We start from the raw sequence: 20042 nt of genomic DNA, 5'->3' as shown, positions 1-20042 counted from the left end.
AATCGTGTTTCCGGCACGGCCACGGCGCTCGCGCCGACCGGCGCGCCGGAGGCGGCATCCCCGGTGGCGCCCCGGACGCCTCCGGCCACCACGACCCCACCCTCACCCACGCGCGCGCTGACGCCGGTCCGCCCGACGGGCCCGCCGGTCACTCAACCGCCGGGGTTCCTCTCGGGCGTGCGCGTCGTGCCGATTGGATCGGCGTCGGCGCCGAGCACGGATCCGCAGGACGCCGAACAGACGTCGTGGCTCCGACGCCTGCTTCGCCCCTTTTCTTTCTTTTCGTCGAGTGACCGCGCATGAGCCGCATCGAACAGGCCCTGTCGAGAGTTCAGCAGTCCGACGCCCCGGCAGACCGGCCGGACGTCGAGTCCTCCCCCGCCGATCCGTGGGCCGTCGATGACGCCCTGCCGGCGAGCGAGCAGGACGTCGTGCTGCCGCCCGTGACTCAGGCCGTGGCCGGCGCGGCGCCGGCCACGGGCGCGGCACTCGGCGTGTCCCCGGCCTACAGCGGCGACACGCGTGTGCTTCCCATCGGGCGCCTCTACGCCGAGAAGATCGTCGGTGGCGAACTTCCGCCCCAGGTGGTCGAGGAGTACCGGCGCCTCGGCGCCTTCGTCCATCACCTGCAGACCGAACGCGGCGTGCGCGTGGTAATGGTCACGAGTGCCGTCCCGGGCGAAGGCAAGACGCTCACCGCCACCAACCTCGCGGTCGTCCTCAGCGGGTCCTATGGCCGGTCCGTGCTGCTCATCGACGCCGACCTCCGTCGTCCGTCGCTGCACCAGGTGTTCAACACCGTGTCGCTCAAGGGACTCGGCGACATCCTCAGTGGCGGCGAGCCGCCGCCACTCGTGCAGGTGACGCCGCGCCTCACGCTGCTGACGGCTGGCGAGCCGAACGCCGACCCGCTCGGCGGGCTGACGTCCGATCGCATGCGGCAGTTGCTGAACGAGGCCCGCGACGCCTTCGACTTCGTCATCATCGATACGCCTCCGGTCGGTCTGCTCACCGATGCCAACCTCCTGGCCGGCATGGTGGATGTGGCGCTGCTGGTGGTGCGCGCCACGTCGACGCCGTTCGACCTCGTCAAGCGGGCCAGCGAAGCCATCGGTCGTCATCGCATCGCTGGCGTGGTGCTGAATCGCGCCGAGCCGAACCGCACGCAGAAGTCGGGGTATTACGCGGACTACTACGGCCAGGCCCGCCCACGGGCAGAGCAGGGCTGATCCTCGATGGCCACCGTGCTTCAGCACGTCACCTGGCGCAGCGTGGTGCTGATCCTGTTCGAGAGTGCCCTGCTGATGGGCGCCCTCGCGCTGGCCACCACCCTCCGGCTCGGCAGCGACGTCCTCGAGGGCGCTCAGGCTTTCGAGCCCCTGCTGAAGATGGCGCTCGTGGTCGGAGTCTGTCAGGTGTGTCTGTACTACGCCGAACTGTACGACCTGCGGGTCGTCGCCGATCGGCGTGAGTTGTTCGTCCGGGTGCTGCAGGCACTCGGGGCGGCCTCCCTGGTGCTCGCGGCGCTGTACTACTGGTTCCCGGTGCTGGTCATCGGGCGCGGTGTATTCGTGTTGGCCGCTGCGGCGGTCATCTCGCTGGTCGCCAGTTGGCGCGTCGCCTTCGAGTGGCTGGTGGGACGCGTGGGGCCGAGCGAGCGACTGCTGGTGGTCGGCACCGGGCCGGCGGCCCTCTCCCTTGCGACGGAGATCAAGACGCGCCGCCAGGAACTGGGCGTCCGCATCGTCGGCTTCGTCGATGCCGACGGCGTGCGGCCTGTCGGGGTCGACGAACACGTCATCGGCAGCGTCGACGACATCCCGGAGATCGTGCGGCAGCATCAGGTCGACCGCGTGGTCGTCAGCCTGGCCGATGCCCGGGGCAAGCTGCCGATGGACAAGCTCCTCGACATGAAACTGTCCGGGGTCGTCTTCGACCACCTGGCGTCGGTGTACGAGGAGTACACGGGCAAGATCGCGCTGGAGAACCTGCGACCGAGCTGGCTGATCTTCTCGGAGGGCTTCCGCAAGAGCCCGGTGTTGACGGCCACCAAGCGGGTCGGCGACATTCTGGCGGCCACCATCGGTCTGCTGCTGGCGGCGCCGATCATGGGGATGGTCGCGCTGGCAGTGCGCCTGTCCTCGCCGGGTCCCGCGTTGTATCACCAGGAGCGCGTCGGCCAGCGTGGGCGCACCTTCACCGTGCACAAGTTCCGCTCGATGCGTACCGATGCCGAGGCGGCGACCGGCGCCGTGTGGGCGCAGGCCAACGACACGCGCGTCACGCCAGTCGGGGCCTTCCTGCGCAAGACCCGGCTCGACGAACTGCCGCAGTTGTGGAACGTGCTCAAGGGCGAGATGAGCCTCGTCGGGCCGCGGCCCGAGCGCCCGGAGTTCGTGCGGATGCTGACCGAGCAGATTCCGTTCTACGGACAGCGCCACAGCGTCAAGCCCGGCGTCACCGGTTGGGCGCAGGTGTCCTACACGTACGGCGCGTCGGTCGAAGATGCCATGGAGAAGCTGCAGTACGACCTGTACTACATCAAGAACCTCTCCGTGGGCCTCGACCTCTTCGTCCTGTTCAAGACGGTGCAGACCGTCGTGCTCAAGCGCGGACAGTGACGACGGTGTGGCTGTCGCTCCTCGTGGGCTGCGGAGCCCTGGTGGCCTACGTTCTGGTGGGCTATCCGCTGCTGCTGCGCGCCATCGTGGCGATCCGCGGTCCGCGGGCGATCCGACAGGCCGACATCACCCCCTCGGTCAGCCTGGTGATCTCTGCCTTCAACGAGGCCGACGTCATCGCCTCGAAGATCGACAACGCGCTCGCCCTCGACTATCCCGCGGACCTGCTGCAGATCGTCGTCATCTCGGATGCCTCGGATGACGGCACCGATGCCATCGTGCAGGGCTATGAGGCGCGTGGGGTGCGACTGCAGCGGATGGCCGAGCGGCGCGGCAAGACGGCCGGCCTCAATGCCACGCTGCCGCGGCTGACGAGCGAGATCGTCGTGTTCTCGGATGCCAACGCCATCTACGAACCCGACGCCATTCGCAAGCTGGTGCGCAACTTCGCCGATCCCGACGTGGGATGTGTGACCGGCGAAGCCCGGTATCTCGGCGACGCCGATGGCGCCGCCGATGAGGGCGAGGGCACCTACTGGAACTACGAGATGCAGCTCAAGCGTCTCGAGACCGCGGTCGGCTCCAGCGTCGGTGGCGATGGCGCCATCTACGCGATCCGTCGTCACCTCTGGCAGACCCTGCCCGACGACGGCATCAACGACTTCCTGAATCCCCTGCAGATTGTCGCCGCCGGCTGGCGCGGGGTGTACGAGCCCGAGGCCATCTGCCATGAAGAGGCCGCGGGCGACACGAACAAGGAGTACCGTCGCCGTGTGCGCATCATCAGCCGAAGTTGGCGGGCGGTGTGGCGCGCCAGCGACGTCCTGAAGCCGTGGAAGGTCGGGTTCTTCGCCGTCTCGATCGTCTCGCACAAGGTGCTGCGCTGGTTCACCGGGTTGTTCCTGCTCGGCATCGGACTCGGCGCGCTCGGCCTGGTGTTGCCGCCCCTCATCGCGGCGGCCCCCTGGGTCTGGGCCGCCCTGTCGGCCATGGTGCTGCTGGTGATGGCAGTGCCCGAGACACGGCGCATCCTGCAGGTGGCCTGGTACTTCGGCGTGCTCAACCTCGCGTCGGTGGTCGGCCTCCTCAAGGGCACCTTCGGCCAGACGTCGGGCGTCTGGACGCCGCCTCGTCTGACCGCCGGCACGAGCGGACGAACCGGCGTCGTCGATCTGTGGACCGGCAGCGGACTCGTCGCGGGCGTGCTCCTGCTTGCCTGGTTCGGGGTGATGCTCGAGCAGCATCCGGACCTGGTGCGAGTCGTGTTCTGGGCCTCGCTGTCGGTCATGGTGTATCTCTTCGCCGGATATCCGCTGCTGATTGCATCGGTTGGCTTCTTCAGGCATCGACCGGTGAATGCCGGCCCGCATGAGGACGCCGAACTCCCCAGCGTCACGCTCCTCGTGGCCGCACACGACGAGGAGGACGTGATCGCGCGCAAGCTGCAGAACTGTCTCGAGGTGAACTATCCGCAGGACCGCCTGCGGGTGGTGGTGGCCTCCGACGGATCGCGCGACCGGACGCATGCCATTGCACGATCCTTCGCCGATCGCGGCGTCGCATTGCTGGCCTACCCCCGGCGCAGGGGCAAGATCGCGACGCTTGCGCAGGCGATGCAGACGGTGGAGAGCGAGATCGTGGTGATGACCGACGCCAACGCGTTCATGCGGCCGAACGCCGTGCGCGCACTCGTGCGCAACTTCAGGAACCCGCGCGTGGGTGCCGTCAGCGGCGATGTGGTCCTGACGGGCGACCGCGCAGCCCTGGCGATGCCGGAAGACCTGTACTACCGGTACGAGCGGTGGCTGCAGCGTGCCGAGTCGGAGCTCGGCTCGATGGTCGGTGTCGACGGGGCCCTGTACGCCCTGCGCCGATCGCTGTTCCAGCCACCGCCGTCCGACACGGTCCTCGACGACATGGCCGTGCCGATGTCGGTGATCAGGCAGGGCATGCGGGTGGTGTTCGAACCCGATGCGGTCGCCTTCGAGCACGGGTCGCGATCGGCGTGGGAGGAGTTCTCCCGCAAGACCCGCATCGTGGCCGGGGCGGTGCAGTTCCTGCGCCGGGGACGGCGACAGATCCCGTGGGCGGCGCCGCAGGCCGTCTTCTCGCTGATCTCGCACAAGGTGCTGCGGTGGATGTCGCCGGTGATCGGCGCCATCTTCTTCATGAGCTGTTTTGCGCTGCGGAACCAGGGTCTCCCGTTTGCCATCCTGTGGTGGTCGGCCGTGGTCGCGATGGGCATCGGCCTGCTCGGGTGCGTGGAGTGGCTCCGCCGCCTGCTGCCGATAGGCGTTTGTTACTATTTCGGCATGGTGCACGTGGCGGCCGCGGCTGGCATGCTGCGTGGCATCATCGGCGGCCAGGCGGTCGCCTGGCAGCGCTTCCCGCGTACGCCGGTCAGCCCCGCATGAACGCTCTCGTCTCCCGACTTCGTCGATCGATCGCGCCGGCCGGCAAAACCCTGCTGTTCAGGAGCGGCGGGTGCCGCGCCCTGCGCACGCTCGCCCCGAGCCGCAACGTGGCCATCCTGCGCTACCACGCGGTGTGCGGTCCGGAGGGCTATGCGTACGCCGACCCCGGGATCTGCGTCTCGCCGGAGGCGTTCGACGCCCACATCGCGTATCTCTCGAGCCAGTACGCCGTCCTGCCCCTTCCAGAGGCCGTCGCGCGCCTGACGTCGCGTCAGCCACTGCCGCCCAACGCCGTCGCCATCACCTTCGACGACGGCTATGCCGACAATCTGGGCGCCGCCCGCACGCTGCACAAGTACGGCGTCGTTGGGACGTTCTACCTCACGGCCGACTGCCTTGCCGACGGCCAGCCGTTCTGGCCCACGGAGATCAAGACGCTGGTCGAGGCGCTCCGCGGTCCTGCCGTGACCATCACGGTGCCCCGGGCGCAGACGCTGCCACTCGCGACGGCGACCGATCGCTACCGCGCCATCAAGACCCTGACGAAGCTGTGCAAGGGGCACCCGATTCCGGTCCGTGACGCGTTGCGGGCGGAGCTGCGCCAGTTGGCCGGTGTGCCGGCCGCGCCGACGCCGACCATGCTGACGTGGGACCAGGTCCGCGAGATGGTGTCGTTGGGCATGGACATGGGCGGCCACACGCTCACCCACACCAACCTCCCGAGTGCCGGTCCCGAGGATGCCTGGCGCGAGATCGATGGCTGCCGACGCGTGTTGCGGGAGCGCCTCGGCGTCGAGGTCACGCAGTTCTCCTACCCGAATGGCGGTGCCGAGCGGTATCACACGCCCGAACTGCACGACATGGCGCGACGGGCCGGCTTCACGGGTGCGGCGACCTCGAGCAACGGGTTCACGACGCCCGACAGCGACCCCTACGCCATGGAGCGCGTCGAGATCGAGGAGCGTCTCGAGGACCTGGTGTTCGCGCTCGAAGTCGAGCGCTTTGCCTTCAGACCCGCGCCGCGGCGCGCGGAGACACACGCGTGAGCCTCACCGCCCTGATCTGGGTGTTGCTGTACGTGTCGCTTGCCGCTGCCTCGGTGCTCAACCCACTGTATGGCGCGCTCGGCTACCTGCTCGAGTACTACATGCGCCCCGCCCTCAAATGGTGGGGCGACGACCTGCCGGTCCTTCGGTACAACCTGATCATCTCGATGGTGCTCGGCCTGACGTTCGCGTTGAGGCGGACATCGCTGAAGCCACTCGTGCGCACCCCGAACTTCGCCGCGCGCTGGTTGGTGTGTCTGCTGGCGGTGATGATCGGCGTGACGTTCACGACGGCCATCGACGAGGACCTGTCCGTCGAATGGGTGACCGAGTGGAGCAAGATGGCGATCATCTTCCCGATGCTCGCCGCAGGCGTGATCCGCACGCGGCAACACTTCAATGCGTTCGTCACGGCGCACGTGCTTGGGGCCTTCTGGTGGGGCTGGGAAGCGTATCGTGATCCGAAGCGGGAGGCCGGGCGCCTGGTCGAGATCGGCTCGGGAGATTCCCTGCAGGACAACGGCGCCGCAGCGCACCTGGTCACGACGCTACCCTTCGCGCTGATCTACGCCATCACGGAGAAGAACCCCCGGCTGCGGGCGGTGGGACTGCTGGCGACCCCGTTCATCATCAATACGCTGATTCTCTGCAACAGTCGTGGGTCGATGGTGGGCCTCGGCGTCGCGGGCCTGGCCGGGATAGGCCTCATCAAGAGCGGCTACAGAATGCGAACCGTCACTGCCGTCATCGGTATGGTGGTGGCCGTATTGCTGCTCGCCGACCCGCAGTTCATCAGAAGACAACAGACCACCGCCAACCCGCAGGACGGTTCCGCGCAGGGCCGGCTTGTGACCTGGCAAGGCGCACTGGAACTGGTCAAGGACCACCCGTTCGGCACGGGTGGCCGGGGATTCCACCTCCTCAGCCCCAAGTACATCCCGGAGATCGTGGAATCGCACGGCGGCGATCTCCGGGCCCCCCACAACACCTACGCGATGGTCGCCTCCGAGTGGGGAGCCCTGGGTCTGATCTGCTTCATCGGCATCTATGCCTCGGCCTTCCTGAATCTGCGTCGTGTCAAGCGGGCGGCGCGACCAGAAGAACACGGCTACTTCTACTGGCGGGCCTTCGGTATGCAATTGGCTCTGATCGCCTTCCTCGTCGCCGCGTCCTTCACGGACCGCCTGTACGCCGAGGCGGGCTACTGGCTGGTCGGTCTGTCGTACGCCCTGCTGCGCATCCAGCGGACCGAACACGCCGAAAACGTTGCCGCAGATGCCTCAACCACCCAGGAAGCGCTGGATCGGAATGCGCGGTGGACGGGCTCGGAACTGACACCCGCAGGGGCGCAGCCGTGACCCCACGGTCCGGCGCCTCTGGCCTCGACGCCCTCGATGAGGCTCTGAGGCACGACTCGGCGCGGCATCTCGGAGTCGCAGCGGTCACCCTGACTCGTGTCTCCCTGGTCGAACGTCCGGCTTCCTACGTGGGCCGATACCTCGTACGCGCCGTGCCACCGTCCGATGCGCGCTGCGGGCTGTACGTGAAGGTGTTCAAGCCCAGAGACAATCCTGGCGGCCTCGATGCGATGCGGGCACGAGTGCAGCACGAGTTCGACACCCTGCAGCGGATGCAGACGGTCTTCCATGGTCGCCCGAGCCTCGGCGTCGTGCCGCCGGTGGCCTGCTACCCTGAGTCACTGGCCATCGCCACGGAGGAGGTTGCCGGCCCTACGCTACTGGACTACCTGCCCCCTCGCATGGCGGTCTGGGCTTCTCGCGCGGCTCGACTGGAAGCCGCGCAGGTCCTCAGCCAGTGCGGAACCTTTCTCCGGATGCTCCACGACGTCGAACCGCACGGCCCGATGGGCACGGCTGCAGACATCGCGAGCTACGTCGATGTGCGCCTCATCCGTCTCGAGCGAGAAGGCGGGCCCCTCTTCAATTCGCCGTGGCGGTCTCGCGTCCTTGCTCACATTGAGTGCCTGGCTCAGCAGCTCTCGGCGGACGACCTCGTCCCGCGTCTGGCGCATGCCGACCTGGCGCTCGCCAACGTGCTCGTGTCGGACGACCGAATTGTCGTCCTCGACTTCGCCATGGCCCGCCAGGCCTTGCGGTTGCTCGACGTCACCCGGCTCAGCCTCCAACTCGATCTCCTTGCGGTGAAGCCGCACATCAGCGGCGCCACCGTGCGGCACCTCCAGTCAGCCCTCAGGGAGGGCTTCGAGCCAGGCCTCTCCGACGCGCATCCGCTCTATCGCCTGCTGACGCTCCTGCACCGCGTGAATCATCTGGGGACGCTGACCTTGAAGCCGGCTCGCTTTCCCGAGACGCTCTACAACGGCGCCGTCGCCCGTGCACACCGACGGTGGATTGCCGCCGAACTCGACCGGGGCGCAGGTCTCTGATGGCCAGCGCGAGTCCAGATCGACTGATCGGTCTCGGCCGGCGGTTGCAGAAGCTCCGCGCCATGCCCGCGGCGGAACTCGCGCACCGGGTCCGCTACAAGATCGCGGTGCTGCGCGAACGGCGCGCCTACGCGGCTGGCACCCTTGCGCCGCCCGATCGCCTGCGCGGCGCCCTGCGGCCCGACCTGCAGACCCCCGACTGGCAGGCGCGCCTGCTGTCGGCGCGGGCCGACAGCGCCTCGCGGTTCCTGCCGTCGATCCAGCAGCGCGAGGCCATGCGCGGCCTGTTTGCGACCCGCTATGCCGCCGAGCGTGCCGACATGCAGGCCCGTGCCGCCGAGACCCGCGCGCATCGGTTCTCGTTCTTCGGTCAGACTTTCAAGTACGGTCAGGACATCCCGTGGCAGGACGACCCGGTCACGCGCAAGCCCTGGCCCGCCGTGTACCACGCCGACGTGCCCGTCCATCGCGGCGACATCGGCTGCGGCGACGTCAAGCACGTGTGGGAGCTGAGTCGGCAGCAGTACCTCGTGGACCTCGGTCGTGCCGTGTTCCTGGACGACGACCGCGCGAGTCTCGACAGCCTGCAGCATCTCGTACGGAGCTGGATGGCCGGCAATCCGTACGCCACCGGCGTGCACTGGTCGTGTGCCCTCGAGCCGGCATTTCGCGCCTTCTCATGGGTGTGGGCCTATGCCCTCTCGTGGCACGCGCTGGACGAGGCCTTCCACCTCGAGTGGCTGTGCGGCATGTACGATGCCGCGCGCTTCATCGAGGCCCACCTCGAGCACTACTCCAGTCCCTACAATCACCTCATCGGCGAGGCGTCGGCGCTCTACATGCTCGGGGCGTCGTTTCCGGAGTTCGCCGATGCCGCGCGCTGGCGGGCGACGGCACGGACCGTCCTCGAAGGCCGGCTCGGGGAGCAGTTCTACGCCGATGGCGGCACGGTCGAGCAGTCGACCTTCTACCACCACGCCAGTGTCGGCGACTATCTGCTGGCGGCGCTCACCGCACGCCAGGTCGGCGAGACGCTGTCGCCGGCCGTGTGGTCCGCCATCGAGCGCGGTCTCGACTTCAGCACGGCGCTGCTGCAACCCGACGGCCGCATCCCGGAGATCGGCGGTGCCGATGACGGCAAGCCGATCCGGATGGAGCACCTGCCGCTCTGGGACTTCCGGCCCTACCAGGCCCTCGGCGCCGTGCTGTTCGACCGCGGCGACCTGAAGTTCGCCGCTGGACGGTTCCACGAAGACGCCCTCTGGCTGCTCGGCCCCGCCGGACTGGAGGCCTTCGACCGCCTCCCGGCGACGACGCCGGAGCGGACCGCCATCGCACTCCCGCAGAGCGGCTACTACGTGATGCGGACCGACTGGACGCCGCAGGCCGACTACGTGGTGGTCGATTGCGGCGAGCAGGCCCTCGGCATGCGGCCCGACGCCATCCCGAACTCGATGCACGGGCACGCGGACTGTCTCTCTGTGCTGGTCACGCTCGCCGGACGCCGCGTCCTGATCGACTCCGGCTTCTACGCCTACAACAGCGGCGGCGCGTGGGAGGCCCACTTCCGCGAGACAGCGGCGCACAACACGGCGCGCGTCGACGGCCGTGACCAGGCGTTGCATCTCGGCAAGATGGCGTGGGCGCACAGCTACCGCGCGCGTCCCGAGGGCTGGCACACCGACGCCACGGCCACGTGGCTCGTCGGGGCCCACGATGGCTTCGATCGCAGCGACACCGGTGTCACGCATCGGCGCGCGGTCTGCCATCGCACCGCCGGGTACCTGGTGATCGTCGACGAGTTCGTCGGCGCCGGGGACCACGACCTCGAAGTCAACTTCCAGTTCGCTCCCGGCGCGACGCTCGCCCCGGACGGGGCCGCGGGCATGGCGTACGGCGACATCGCGCGCCTGCACTGGACCAGTCCGCTGCTCTGGAACGAAACCAGAACGGAGGGCGGCGATGGTCCCGAGGCGGGCTGGGTGGCCCCCAGTCTCGGTGTGCGCACCCCGGCGCCCCGGTTGTCACTGCGCACGCGATCGGGCCAGGAACGCACCGTGCTCGTCACCGTGATCGCGCCGGGTCTCGCAAGCGGTCGGCCGGTCACCGTGGACTCCGGTGGAGAGGATCACCTCGTGGTGACGGTGGACGGCATGCGCGAGGTCGTGCGCGTCGATGCCAGTGCCCGCACGCGACGCCCGGACGCGCCCCTGCTCTCGTTCGAACGTGCCGACGCCGCTCCCTACGCCGTGCCTGCGCCGGTCGGTCGGCTCGGGCCCACGCCACACGCCTGACATGACCACACCCTCGCGTCCTCCCGCGCGCATCCTCGAGATCACCTCGTACCCGCCCCCACGGGCGGGCTGGGGGATCCGCGTCGAGTACCTCAAGCATCGCCTCGAAGCCGAAGGTCACACCTGCACGGTGCTGAACCTCGGCACGAGCCGGACGATCCCGAGTCCCGAATACGAGACCGTGCTCGGCGGCGGCGACTTCGTCACGAAGGTCTGGCGCTTCAGCCGCGCCGGATACCTCGTGCACGTGCATGCGAGCGGTGACGCCGTGAAGGGCACCGTGCTCGCGGTCATCGGCTCGCTGATCAGCCTCCTGCACGGCCGCCGTCCGGTGTTGACGTTCCACGCCGGGGCCACGCAGCGGCACTTCCCCGTGCATCGGTCGTGGACGTGGACGCCGCTGTACGGACTGCTGTTCGCGCTCCAGCGCCAGATCATCTGCAACAGCGACGCGGTGAAGGTGTGCATCCAGCAGTACGGGGTGCCGGCGAGCAAGATCGTCCCCATCCCGGCCTTCAGCGCGCAGTACCTGGAGTTCACGCCGCAGGCGCTGCCGCCCCAGCTCGAGGCGTTCTACCAGCGCTATCCGCAGACCGTGTTCGTCTATGTGCGACTGCGCAAGCTGTTCTATCCCCTCACGCTGGTGGAGGGGATCGCGACGATGTGCGCGGCGCGGCCCGACATCGGCGTCGTGCTGTGCGGCGCCTACGGTGGGCACTTCGAGCCGGAGATTCGCGAGGCTTTCGACCGACGCATCGCCGAGCTGCAGCTCGCCGACCGCGTGTGCATTCTCGAGGACCTCGATCACGACTCGTTCCTCACGGCGCTGAAGCGTTCCGTGCTCTACCTGCGCACGCCGATCACCGACGGCGTCGCCTCGTCGGTGCTGGAGTCGATCGCCCTCGGGACGCCGGTCGTCGCCTGCGAGAACGGGTCGCGGCCGCGCGGCGTGGTGCTCTATCCGGCCGAGGATCCCGAGCGCATGGCCGCCGCCGTGCTGCACACCATCGACCATCGCGCCGAGGTGATGGCGGCCCAGGCCGACCTCGAGGTGCGCGACACGCTGGCTGACGAGGTCGCGTTGCTCACGCGCTGAGGCCGATGCGCATCCTGTATCACCACCGCACGCTGGGCGACGGGGCCGAGGGCATCCACATCGCGGCGATGGTGGACGCCTTCCGTACCCTCGGCCACGAGGTGCGCGTGGTGGGCCCGGCAGCAACCGCCGATGCCCGCGCCGGCCGCGCTGCTCGACTGAAGGCTTGGCTCCCTGGAGCCGCGTTCGAGGTGGCCACCCTCGCGTACAACCTGCCAGAGCACCGGGAACTGCGCCGCCTGATCGCCGACTGGCACCCGGACCTGCTCTACAAGCGTCACGCGCGCTACGACGTGGCGGCGCTTCGCGCGGCGCGGGCTGCGGGCGTGCCGTCGATTCTGGAGGTCAACGCGGTGTACTCGGCGCGGCCGTACTGCGACTTCGAGCCGCAGTCGTTGCACTCGCTGGCGGCACGCGTGGAGCGCGCGGCGTTCCGCACCGCGAACCGCGTGATCGCGGTGTCGTCCCCCATGGCGGCGCAGGTGGAGGCGCTCTCCGGCCGGCCAGCCGATGTCGTGCCGAACGGCGTGGACCCGGTGATGTTCGACCCGGAGCGCGTGCTACCGAAACGTGGTCCGTGGTCTGAGGGTGATGGACTCCTGCTGGGCTGGACCGGCGTGCTCCGGGAGTGGCATGGCCTCGAGCTGCTGCTCGAGGCGGCCGCGGCGTCTGGCGCCCGCGTGCTGTTGGTGGGTGACGGTCCAGCACGGGGGGCCGTGGAGGCGCGAGTGCAAGCTCTCGGACTGGCGGAGCGGGTGTTCATCACCGGCCGCGTGCCACGCGACGAGATCGCCGGCTACGTCGCGGCGTTCGACGTCGGTGTCGTCGCAGACGAGCGGACCGGCGTCGCGAGCCCGATGAAACTGGTCGAGTACATGGCGATGGCCAAGGCGGTCATCGCACCAGACATGCCCAACATCCGCGACATCGTGATCCACGGCGAGACCGGGCTGCTGTTCGCCCCGGGAGTTCCCTCTGAATTGACCGCAGCGATGGTGGGCCTCGAAGATCCGGTCGAGCGGGGCCGTCTTGGTGCTTCAGCGCGCGCCGAAATACAGCGCGCCCGCACCTGGCTGAGAGTTGCCGACAGCATCCTGCCCCGTCTCGGCCGGTGACGACATCAGGCCGGCAATACGTCGAAGGTTCCTCGGGTTTGCCGGAGCTGGCACGGCCTGGGCTCCCGGCACCGGCCGAACCAGGAGACTCGCCCAGTCGCCGGGGCCACCGGCATTGCGGAGCACGACGAGATTCCTGCAGTACGCGACCAGGTCGAAGGGTTGGTCGCCGCGAATATGCCGAACCTGCGAGGAATCGAACTCCAGCCAAAACTTGTCGACGCCGCGCGCGCCGCCAGCCCTGGGCGCCTGCGCTGACACGTTGACGTCATAGAGCAGGACTGGTTCCTTGCTCTCTGTAGCCACCCACAGCTTCAGGTTGTCCCAGTCGTCCCGGCGGAGCGTCCACTGGGCGTAGTAGCGGACCCATTCGTTCGCCTTGGCAATCTGCGCCCCCTGGAGCGGCAGTAACGGTGCGCCACTCGACCCATCGTAGTTGTCTGGCCCCCTCACATTGCCGTTCGTCGCCGACCATGTGGTCGAAGAGCCATCCCAAACTGGTTGGTACGACCGCATGTCCACCATGTACACGTCACGCCCCCTGTCATAGCCAGGCGCCGGAGAGTGCGGTGGGTAGTTGCTGCCCCCGTCATAGCGGGTGCGAATCTCGTACCAGATGTTGTCTCCAGGCCGAGTGAACTGGAACGTCTTGTGACTGTGGGTGGCATACCGTAGATAGGAGTCCGTGAAATACGCCTCCCACGAGACCAGATACGTGAACCCTTCCTCGAGGTTGAGGGGATAACGCACCTGAGCCGGTGTCGAGTTGGTGCTGACGAGACAGCGCGTGCCTGCTGTGTGGCGCGCGGGAGTGGTGCCGAACTGCCCTCGGAGGACAGTGGCCTGCCCTGTGGCCCAGTTCGGACTGACAATCGTGATGATCTCGTCGTCAATCTTGAAGGAGCGGTCCTTTGGCGTGTCCGCCGAGACGATGCCGACGAAGAACACCGAGGTATCGCTCGGTTCGACGTCCGCAGCCAGGACATGCCCGTTGGACTCGGTGTAGAACGACGGGATCACGACCTTCGCAGCGTCCTGTCGCCTCGGATGGTTGTCCGAGCCAGGGTCGTAGGTGATCATGAGCGGGATGGGATCCTTCGCGTTCTCGGCGAATCCACCATCCCGCATGCGCTGCAACTGCCCCGCTTCGCGCATGCTGTACGCCTTGAAGAAGTCGCTCCGCGCAGCGAGCGTGTTGAAGTACGCATGCGGATTGTCTGCCTGCGCGCTCGCTCGCTGAGTGAAGCGTTGTCCGAGCAGCAGCGCCAAGCCGACCAGTACCGTTACGAAAGCACGTAGAGGAGACATAGGATCAATCCATGGCCCTGTGGAGGAGGGCATACCAGGCAAGAAGCAATTCTCGCGCCAAGCCGGAATCCTTAGAGACCGCCACACCAAGCCAGGATCCGACTTCTCGCACGTCGGTTTGTCGACAGGGCGGTAACAAAGTCGTGCCCAAGCGCAGCCTCGATCTCTTCTCTCACGCCTTGCCAGGTGCGCGTCGCAGAATCCCCAGCGGGAGCAAACTGCGAAGTCGAGGCGCAAGATCGTCGACGATCTCCATGATGACGCGTTCCTGCTCTCGGAACGGCGTCCACAACAATAGGACGGCATACGTCACCACAGTGACGGCAACGCCAGCCATCAAGTCCAAGGCTGGCAACAAGCCGAGCGATTGCAACGACACACTAACCATCAGACCAGATGCGCACGCGAACGAACTCAACAACAAGGCTGGCCCACAGGCAGACGCCAGGTCGGCCGGAGACACCCGACTCCGTCGCCGAAGCAGGTCGCCTGCAAGCAGGGCATGGATGACCTCGGCCAGAAGAACTCCAGCGGCGACCCCGACCACGCCTCCGTAGCGGGCACCCACCGCGCCACCGCCGACAAGGACCGCTACCGTGACGAGTTGCTGAGCACTCTGGACCCACACGGCCCCCAGCGCCTCGTTGGCCGCATGGACCGGTCGCATCACGGAACGGAACATTCCGACGATCGAGAGGACGCGGAAGGGCTCGACGGCTGCGTGCCACTGGTCTCCGAACAACACCGGCACGATCAGATGAGCCAGGCACGCACACGTGAGCAGCATCGGAAACGAGACGAGGGTGGTGGCCCGAATCCCCTTCAGCACGGCGCGTCTGAAGCGATCGGGTTCATCCTGAATGATGGCCAGGATGCGCATCAGGGACGCATCGAAGGCCATCCGGTTGGTCAGGGTGTGCATGAGGCCGTAGGCCTTGTCGTAGAAGCCGAGGCTGGTGACGCCAAGCATGCGACCAACGACCACGTTATCGAGGTTGGCTGACGCAAACAGCAGCAGATTCTTGGCCTGGAACCCGAGACCGAACCCAATCGTTTCCGACAGCGCACGTCGGGTCACGAGGAGGCTTGGGCGCCACGGAGATGCGTAGAGCTTCGCCGATGTCGAGAGCACGGCACCGAAGAGCGGCCCGTACACCAGACTCCAATACCCCCATCCGAAGAATGCGAGCCCAAGGGTCAGGAGGGTGCCTGACACCGTGTCGAGTACCTGGATCGCGGTGCTGTGCTTGTATTGCAGATGACGAGTCAGCATCGCTGATGCCACCGTGCCCCAAGGCGTGATCAAGAAGGTGACCGCGAGATACGGCAGCACCGCACCGACCTCATTGCTGCCGAAATATCGACCAATCCACGGACTCGACATCCAGAGCGCCCCAAAGCACAGGGCACCCGCCAGAAGGTTCACGACGAACACCGAGGACGCGTGGTCCGGTCGCAGTTCCTTCATTCTCACCAGCGAGGCGTTCAGGCCAAGTTGGGTCAGACGCGTTGCCAGGGTGATGAAGAAGCGGGCGGCCGTCGTGATGCCGAAATCTGCAGGCGTCAGCAACCGCGCGAGGAACAGTGACGACGCAAAGACCACGCCCTGGATGGTGAGCCGTCCCCCGAAATCCCACACCGCCGAACGACGGGCCCTGCTCCCGTAGTTCTCCCCTGTCGCCTTCGCTGTCTCGTTCACCTGACCGCACCCCGGAGGCGTTGCTCGATGTCAGCACAGGTCGTGCGCCACCGACTCAACTTCGTCTCCCGCAGGTCGCGGGCGCCGGCCTGCAACGCCGGCAGCGCGGCCCGCGCGGTCCCCACGCCCGCAGCGATGGCCTCCGCCTCGGCGCCGACATGCAGCGCCCCCGACGGGAACTCCCGCCGCAGGAGGTCGAAGGCGGAGACGATCACCGGAGTGCCCTGGTAGATGGCCTCGTACGCGCCCCGAAGCATCGTGTGATCGCGGGTCGTCAGCGTCAGGACGATGTCGGCGTCGGTCAGCAGGCCGCCATAGGCCGGCACGCTGAGAAACCCCGTCAGCGTGACGTTGCCAGGGAGGGCGGCCTTCACCTCGGATGCGAGGTGCTTGGGATTGCCGGTCACGAAGTAGCGCACGTCTGGCGTCAGCCTCGCCGCGTCGAAGATGGCGGCCACCGGCTCGTCGTAGTTGAACGAGCACACGACGGCCACGGTGAAGGTTTCGGTGCGTGGAAACCGTTCGACCTGCTCGAAGACCACCGGGACATCCGGGACCAGCGTGGCGTGCCCGCCGGCGGCTCGCACGAGGGCCGCGATGTGGTCGTTGTGGACCAGCGTGGTGGCCGCCTGCCGACACAACCAGCGTTGCAGCCATTGCAGGTACTTCCAGCGCGGATGCAGGAAGGCCGCCGAGTGCGCGTCGAGCACGAGACGGGCGCCCTGCCGCCGCACGTACCCCAGCACGGCCAGCGCCGCGACCAGCGGCGGCGTCATCACGGCGACGACGTCTGGCTGCTCCTCGCGCAGGATGCGCGTGGTCTCACGCCACTGCGCTCGATATTTCCAGAGGATCGTCGAGGCGCGGCTGCCGTACGCCGGCGCGTAGACCATGTGCGAGGTCCCGCCCAACTCACGTGCCGTTGCGTCGCTGCGACTGCACGACTCGGCCCAGGAAATGTACGTCAGCCTTGGCCGCACTTGCTCGCCGGCAGTCAGTCGAACATCGCTCACGACTGGGCGACGACCGCAGGCTTCAGGTTAGCACCGGCCCACGGCCGGAAGCCGGCACGCAGGCCATCGATGCCCACCAGATCCACCACCAGTTGATCGGCCCGGACGACCTCGGCCAGGTTCTCGGTGCCGGCCAGTCGCTTGGCCACGATCACGACGTCGGCGGCCTCCACAGCCGCGCACCAGTCGGCCACGAGCAGTTGGGCGACGTGAGGCAACCGCTCCTCGATGTAGGCGCGATTGCGACCCACGAGGTGGCCGACCGTCACGTCCGGATCGCAGACGCGGAGCGTCACGCCCTTGCCGATCAGCGCCTCGGCCAGCGTGACGAACGGGCTTTCGCGCAGGTCGTCGGTACCGCGCTTGAAGCTGAGACCGAGCAGTGCCACCTTCCGCTTGCCCGACGCCAGCACCACGTCGACGACACGACCGATGTGCGCCTCGTTGCTCGGAATCACGCTGGCGAGCAGCGGCGTGCTCATGTCACTGTCGCGCGACACGTAGTTGAGCGCGCGCACGTCCTTGGGCAGACAGGAGCCGCCGAACCCGAAGCCGGGCTGCAGGTACCGGTGCGACACGTTCAGGTCGCGGTCTTCGCAGAACACCTTCATGACGGTGCGGCCGTCGATGTCGAGTTGCTGGCAGAGGGCACCGATCTCGTTCGAGAAGGCCACCTTCAGGGCGTGGTAGGCGTTGCTCGCGTACTTGATCATGGACGCCTCGGCCGGGCGCACCCGGCGGACTGGCGCGTCGATGTGCGCGTAGGCCTGCAACAGGACGTCCCCCGCCCGGCTGTCCGTTTCGCCGACGATGGTGAAGGGCGGCTGCTGGAAGTCGCGAATGGCACTGCTCTCGCGCAGGAACTCCGGGTTCACGCAGAGCCCCACCTCGTGCCCCACCCGCTTGCCGCTGCTCTCTTCGAGAATGGGCGTCAGCACCGACTCGACCACGCCCGGCAGCACCGTGCTCCGGATCACGATCACGTGATACGCCGCATGATCCTTCAGCGCCGCGCCGATCTGCTCGACGACACGCTCGAGGTAGCCGGACTCGAGGCTGCCGTTGCGGCGGCTCGGCGTGCCGACGCAGACCAGCGACAGGTCCGAGGCCCGCACCGCCGCCGCCGTGTCCGTCGTCGCCGTCAGACGACCGCTGCGGACCTGCTCGGCCAGCAGCTCGTCGAGACCGGGCTCGGTCACCGGCGAGCGACCCCGCTTGATCAAGTCGACCTTGCTGGCGTCGACATCGACACCCGTCACGTCGTGACCGGCCGCAGCGAAACACGCCGCCGACACGGCACCCACGTAACCCAGACCGAACAGGGCAATCTTCATGTGTGCATACTCCTCGAATTGGCGACGGTTTGCGGGCGGCGCCCTTTATGCGACGCGCTTCAAGCGGACAACGAAGGACGGCTGAAGCACATCGAGCAAAAGCAGAGACACCAGAAACTGATACACAGCCCCCGCCACATAGAACGGGACAAAGAAGGCGAGGTACGACGGTTGAGTCGGCAGAGGCAAGAACTCCTCAATCACGAACCCGGAGACCGCCGCATGTCTGGAGAGTGAGGCCTTGGTATTGCACCGATAGACGACGGGGAAGTCTTCCCATTTCGGCCGGCGAGTCACACGCAGGAGTTTGGACTTCAAGGGACCGCTCAATCTGGCGATGACGGAAACGTAGTCCCACTTGTTGGGCAGGTTCATCAGCACTTCGCCCCCAACCTTGGTCACTCGAGCGAGTTCGGCAAATGTGCGAGCCGGGTCTTCGACGTGCTCCATCACGCTGCGGATCACGACCACATCGAACATTGCATCGTCGTAGGGAATCGACGTCGTCGTGCAAGGCTTGAAGGACACTCCGGGTGGGATGCTTTCCTCCGGAACGACGTCGAGGTCGGTGCCGAAGTAGTGCTCGAACCGCCCCTCGAGGAGCCGAGTCAACCGGAACGTACTTCCGCAGCCAAACTCGAGCATGGCTCCTCCAGCCCGTCTCACCCGTCGGCTGTACCACACGTGCAGGGCGGTCATGTGCGTGACTGCGTACAGCCGCGGCTGAAGCACCCGCTTGCATGTCACTCTGTTCCAGCGAACGAACCTTCCCAAAAGAGACTGCGGCTCGTTCTCTCGATCGTCCAAATCTCCGTCTACTTCATTCATCTCGGCCTGAATCTCCCCGATTGTGGCCATTGCGCTGTCTGGCGCTCCCGTCAATGCCACACCACCTGTCATCGTACCCGGCTCCGCAGCAGTCCCGATAGACCGCGGCATAGCCTGCCACCATCGCGCTCACGCTGAACCGCTCGAGCGCCCGCCGGCGGCCCGACTCGGCCATCGCCTGCCGCCGCTCCGGGGCATCGACCAGAGACCGCAGCGCGTCGGCCAGGCCAGCCTCGTCGCTCGAGGGGACCATCAGGCCCGTCTCCCCCTCCACGACCAACTCGTCCACGCCACCCACGCGGGTGGCGACCACCGCGACCCGGGCGGCCATCGCCTCCAGAATCGTGTTGGGCATACCCTCGGAGGTCGAACACAGCACGTACACGTCGAGCGCCGCGAAGAAGCGCTCCACGTCTGCACGATGGCCGAGCAGCGTCACCACGCTCGCCAGCCCCAGGGCGTCGATCTGGCCCTGCAGCGCCTCCCGCAGCGGCCCCTCACCGGCAATCAGGACGCGACATCTGCGTCCCTGCGCCGCCAGCCGCGCTGCCGCGGCCACCAGCAGCGCCTGGTTCTTGACCTCGACCAGACGCCCGGCATGCCCGATCAGCACCAGGGCATCGTCGGTCACGCCCAGCGCGAGACGGGCGTCACGCCGGGACGTGGCGCCAAAACGCTCCAGGTCGACGCCGTTGCGGACCACCGTGATCCGGTCCTGGGGCACGCCCACGGTGGTCGCCATCCGCTCGGCCAGCCGCGACGACACGGAGAGCACCCGGTCGACCCGTGACCAGACGAACCGCTGGGCGCGAATCTGACCCGGCCTGGTCTGCAGCGTGCCATGTTCCCCGTGCATCAACACCGGCA

At 67.5% G+C, this 20042-nt stretch carries 15 protein-coding genes and 1 pseudogene; 10 read left to right on the top strand and 6 right to left on the bottom strand.

Annotation, left to right across the window (positions count from 1 at the left end; all coding sequences use genetic code 11):
* From Q0C41_RS21440 to Q0C41_RS21395, 10 genes and pseudogenes are all read left to right on the top strand, one after another.
* Positions 1 to 303 (top strand): annotated as a pseudogene (locus Q0C41_RS21440) (hypothetical protein); the annotation flags it as partial.
* Positions 300 to 1229: a CpsD/CapB family tyrosine-protein kinase gene (locus tag Q0C41_RS21435; protein WP_291987326.1), complete on the top strand. Its 930-nt coding sequence runs from the start codon at positions 300 to 302 to the stop codon at positions 1227 to 1229. The pseudogene Q0C41_RS21440 and the gene Q0C41_RS21435, both read left to right, overlap by 4 nt.
* Positions 1230 to 1235: 6 nt before the next feature.
* The gene (locus tag Q0C41_RS21430; RefSeq protein WP_291987324.1) at positions 1236 to 2621 is read left to right on the top strand and encodes a TIGR03013 family XrtA/PEP-CTERM system glycosyltransferase; all 1386 of its coding nucleotides are present in this window, start codon (positions 1236 to 1238) and stop codon (positions 2619 to 2621) included.
* A gap of 5 nt (positions 2622 to 2626) precedes the next feature.
* A complete protein-coding gene (locus tag Q0C41_RS21425) occupies positions 2627 to 5035 on the top strand; it encodes a glycosyltransferase family 2 protein (protein ID WP_291987322.1) in 2409 nt (802 codons plus the stop codon).
* Complete coding sequence (locus tag Q0C41_RS21420) at positions 5032 to 6081, top strand: polysaccharide deacetylase family protein (protein ID WP_291987320.1); 1050 nt, start codon at positions 5032 to 5034, stop codon at positions 6079 to 6081. The genes Q0C41_RS21425 and Q0C41_RS21420 overlap by 4 nt, the downstream gene beginning before the upstream one ends.
* Positions 6078 to 7439 (top strand): O-antigen ligase, encoded by a 1362-nt coding sequence (locus tag Q0C41_RS21415; protein WP_291987318.1) that lies wholly within the window; start codon positions 6078 to 6080, stop codon positions 7437 to 7439. Before Q0C41_RS21420 ends, Q0C41_RS21415 begins: the two co-directional genes overlap by 4 nt.
* Before the next feature lie 152 nt (positions 7440 to 7591).
* On the top strand, positions 7592 to 8488 hold the full coding sequence (locus tag Q0C41_RS21410) for a phosphotransferase (RefSeq protein WP_291987316.1): 897 nt from the start codon (positions 7592 to 7594) through the stop codon (positions 8486 to 8488).
* Complete coding sequence (locus Q0C41_RS21405) at positions 8488 to 10782, top strand: alginate lyase family protein (RefSeq protein WP_291987314.1); 2295 nt, start codon at positions 8488 to 8490, stop codon at positions 10780 to 10782. The genes Q0C41_RS21410 and Q0C41_RS21405 overlap by 1 nt, the downstream gene beginning before the upstream one ends.
* A gap of 1 nt (position 10783) precedes the next feature.
* Positions 10784 to 11878 carry a glycosyltransferase family 4 protein gene (locus tag Q0C41_RS21400; protein WP_291987313.1) on the top strand — a complete coding sequence of 365 codons (1095 nt, stop codon included), beginning with the start codon at positions 10784 to 10786 and terminating at the stop codon, positions 11876 to 11878.
* A gap of 5 nt (positions 11879 to 11883) precedes the next feature.
* A complete protein-coding gene (locus tag Q0C41_RS21395; protein WP_291987311.1) occupies positions 11884 to 12993 on the top strand; it encodes a glycosyltransferase family 4 protein in 1110 nt (369 codons plus the stop codon).
* On the opposite strand, the gene Q0C41_RS21390 is transcribed toward Q0C41_RS21395, so the two are convergent.
* The 6 genes from Q0C41_RS21390 to Q0C41_RS21365 all read right to left on the bottom strand — a co-directional run.
* Positions 12916 to 14262: a hypothetical protein gene (locus tag Q0C41_RS21390; protein ID WP_291987309.1), complete on the bottom strand. Its 1347-nt coding sequence runs from the start codon at positions 14260 to 14262 to the stop codon at positions 12916 to 12918. The genes Q0C41_RS21395 and Q0C41_RS21390 overlap by 78 nt on opposite strands.
* A 211-nt stretch (positions 14263 to 14473) precedes the next feature.
* On the bottom strand, positions 14474 to 16000 hold the full coding sequence (locus Q0C41_RS21385) for a lipopolysaccharide biosynthesis protein (protein WP_291987307.1): 1527 nt from the start codon (positions 15998 to 16000) through the stop codon (positions 14474 to 14476).
* Positions 15997 to 16893 (bottom strand): glycosyltransferase, encoded by an 897-nt coding sequence (locus Q0C41_RS21380; protein ID WP_291987305.1) that lies wholly within the window; start codon positions 16891 to 16893, stop codon positions 15997 to 15999. The genes Q0C41_RS21385 and Q0C41_RS21380 overlap by 4 nt, the downstream gene beginning before the upstream one ends.
* 116 nt (positions 16894 to 17009) lie before the next feature.
* Positions 17010 to 18347, bottom strand: coding sequence for a nucleotide sugar dehydrogenase (locus tag Q0C41_RS21375; RefSeq protein WP_291987304.1), 1338 nt, complete (start codon positions 18345 to 18347; stop codon positions 17010 to 17012).
* A gap of 45 nt (positions 18348 to 18392) precedes the next feature.
* Positions 18393 to 19046 carry a class I SAM-dependent methyltransferase gene (locus Q0C41_RS21370; protein WP_291987301.1) on the bottom strand — a complete coding sequence of 218 codons (654 nt, stop codon included), beginning with the start codon at positions 19044 to 19046 and terminating at the stop codon, positions 18393 to 18395.
* 121 nt (positions 19047 to 19167) lie between these two features.
* The coding region (locus tag Q0C41_RS21365) for a glycosyltransferase (RefSeq protein ID WP_291987299.1) at positions 19168 to 20042 on the bottom strand (875 nt) is incomplete at its 5' end.

The organism is Luteitalea sp., from assembly GCF_022842525.1.
In the GTDB taxonomy this organism is placed as follows: domain Bacteria; phylum Acidobacteriota; class Vicinamibacteria; order Vicinamibacterales; family Vicinamibacteraceae; genus Luteitalea.
This window is presented reverse-complemented; position numbering and strand designations above follow the sequence as displayed.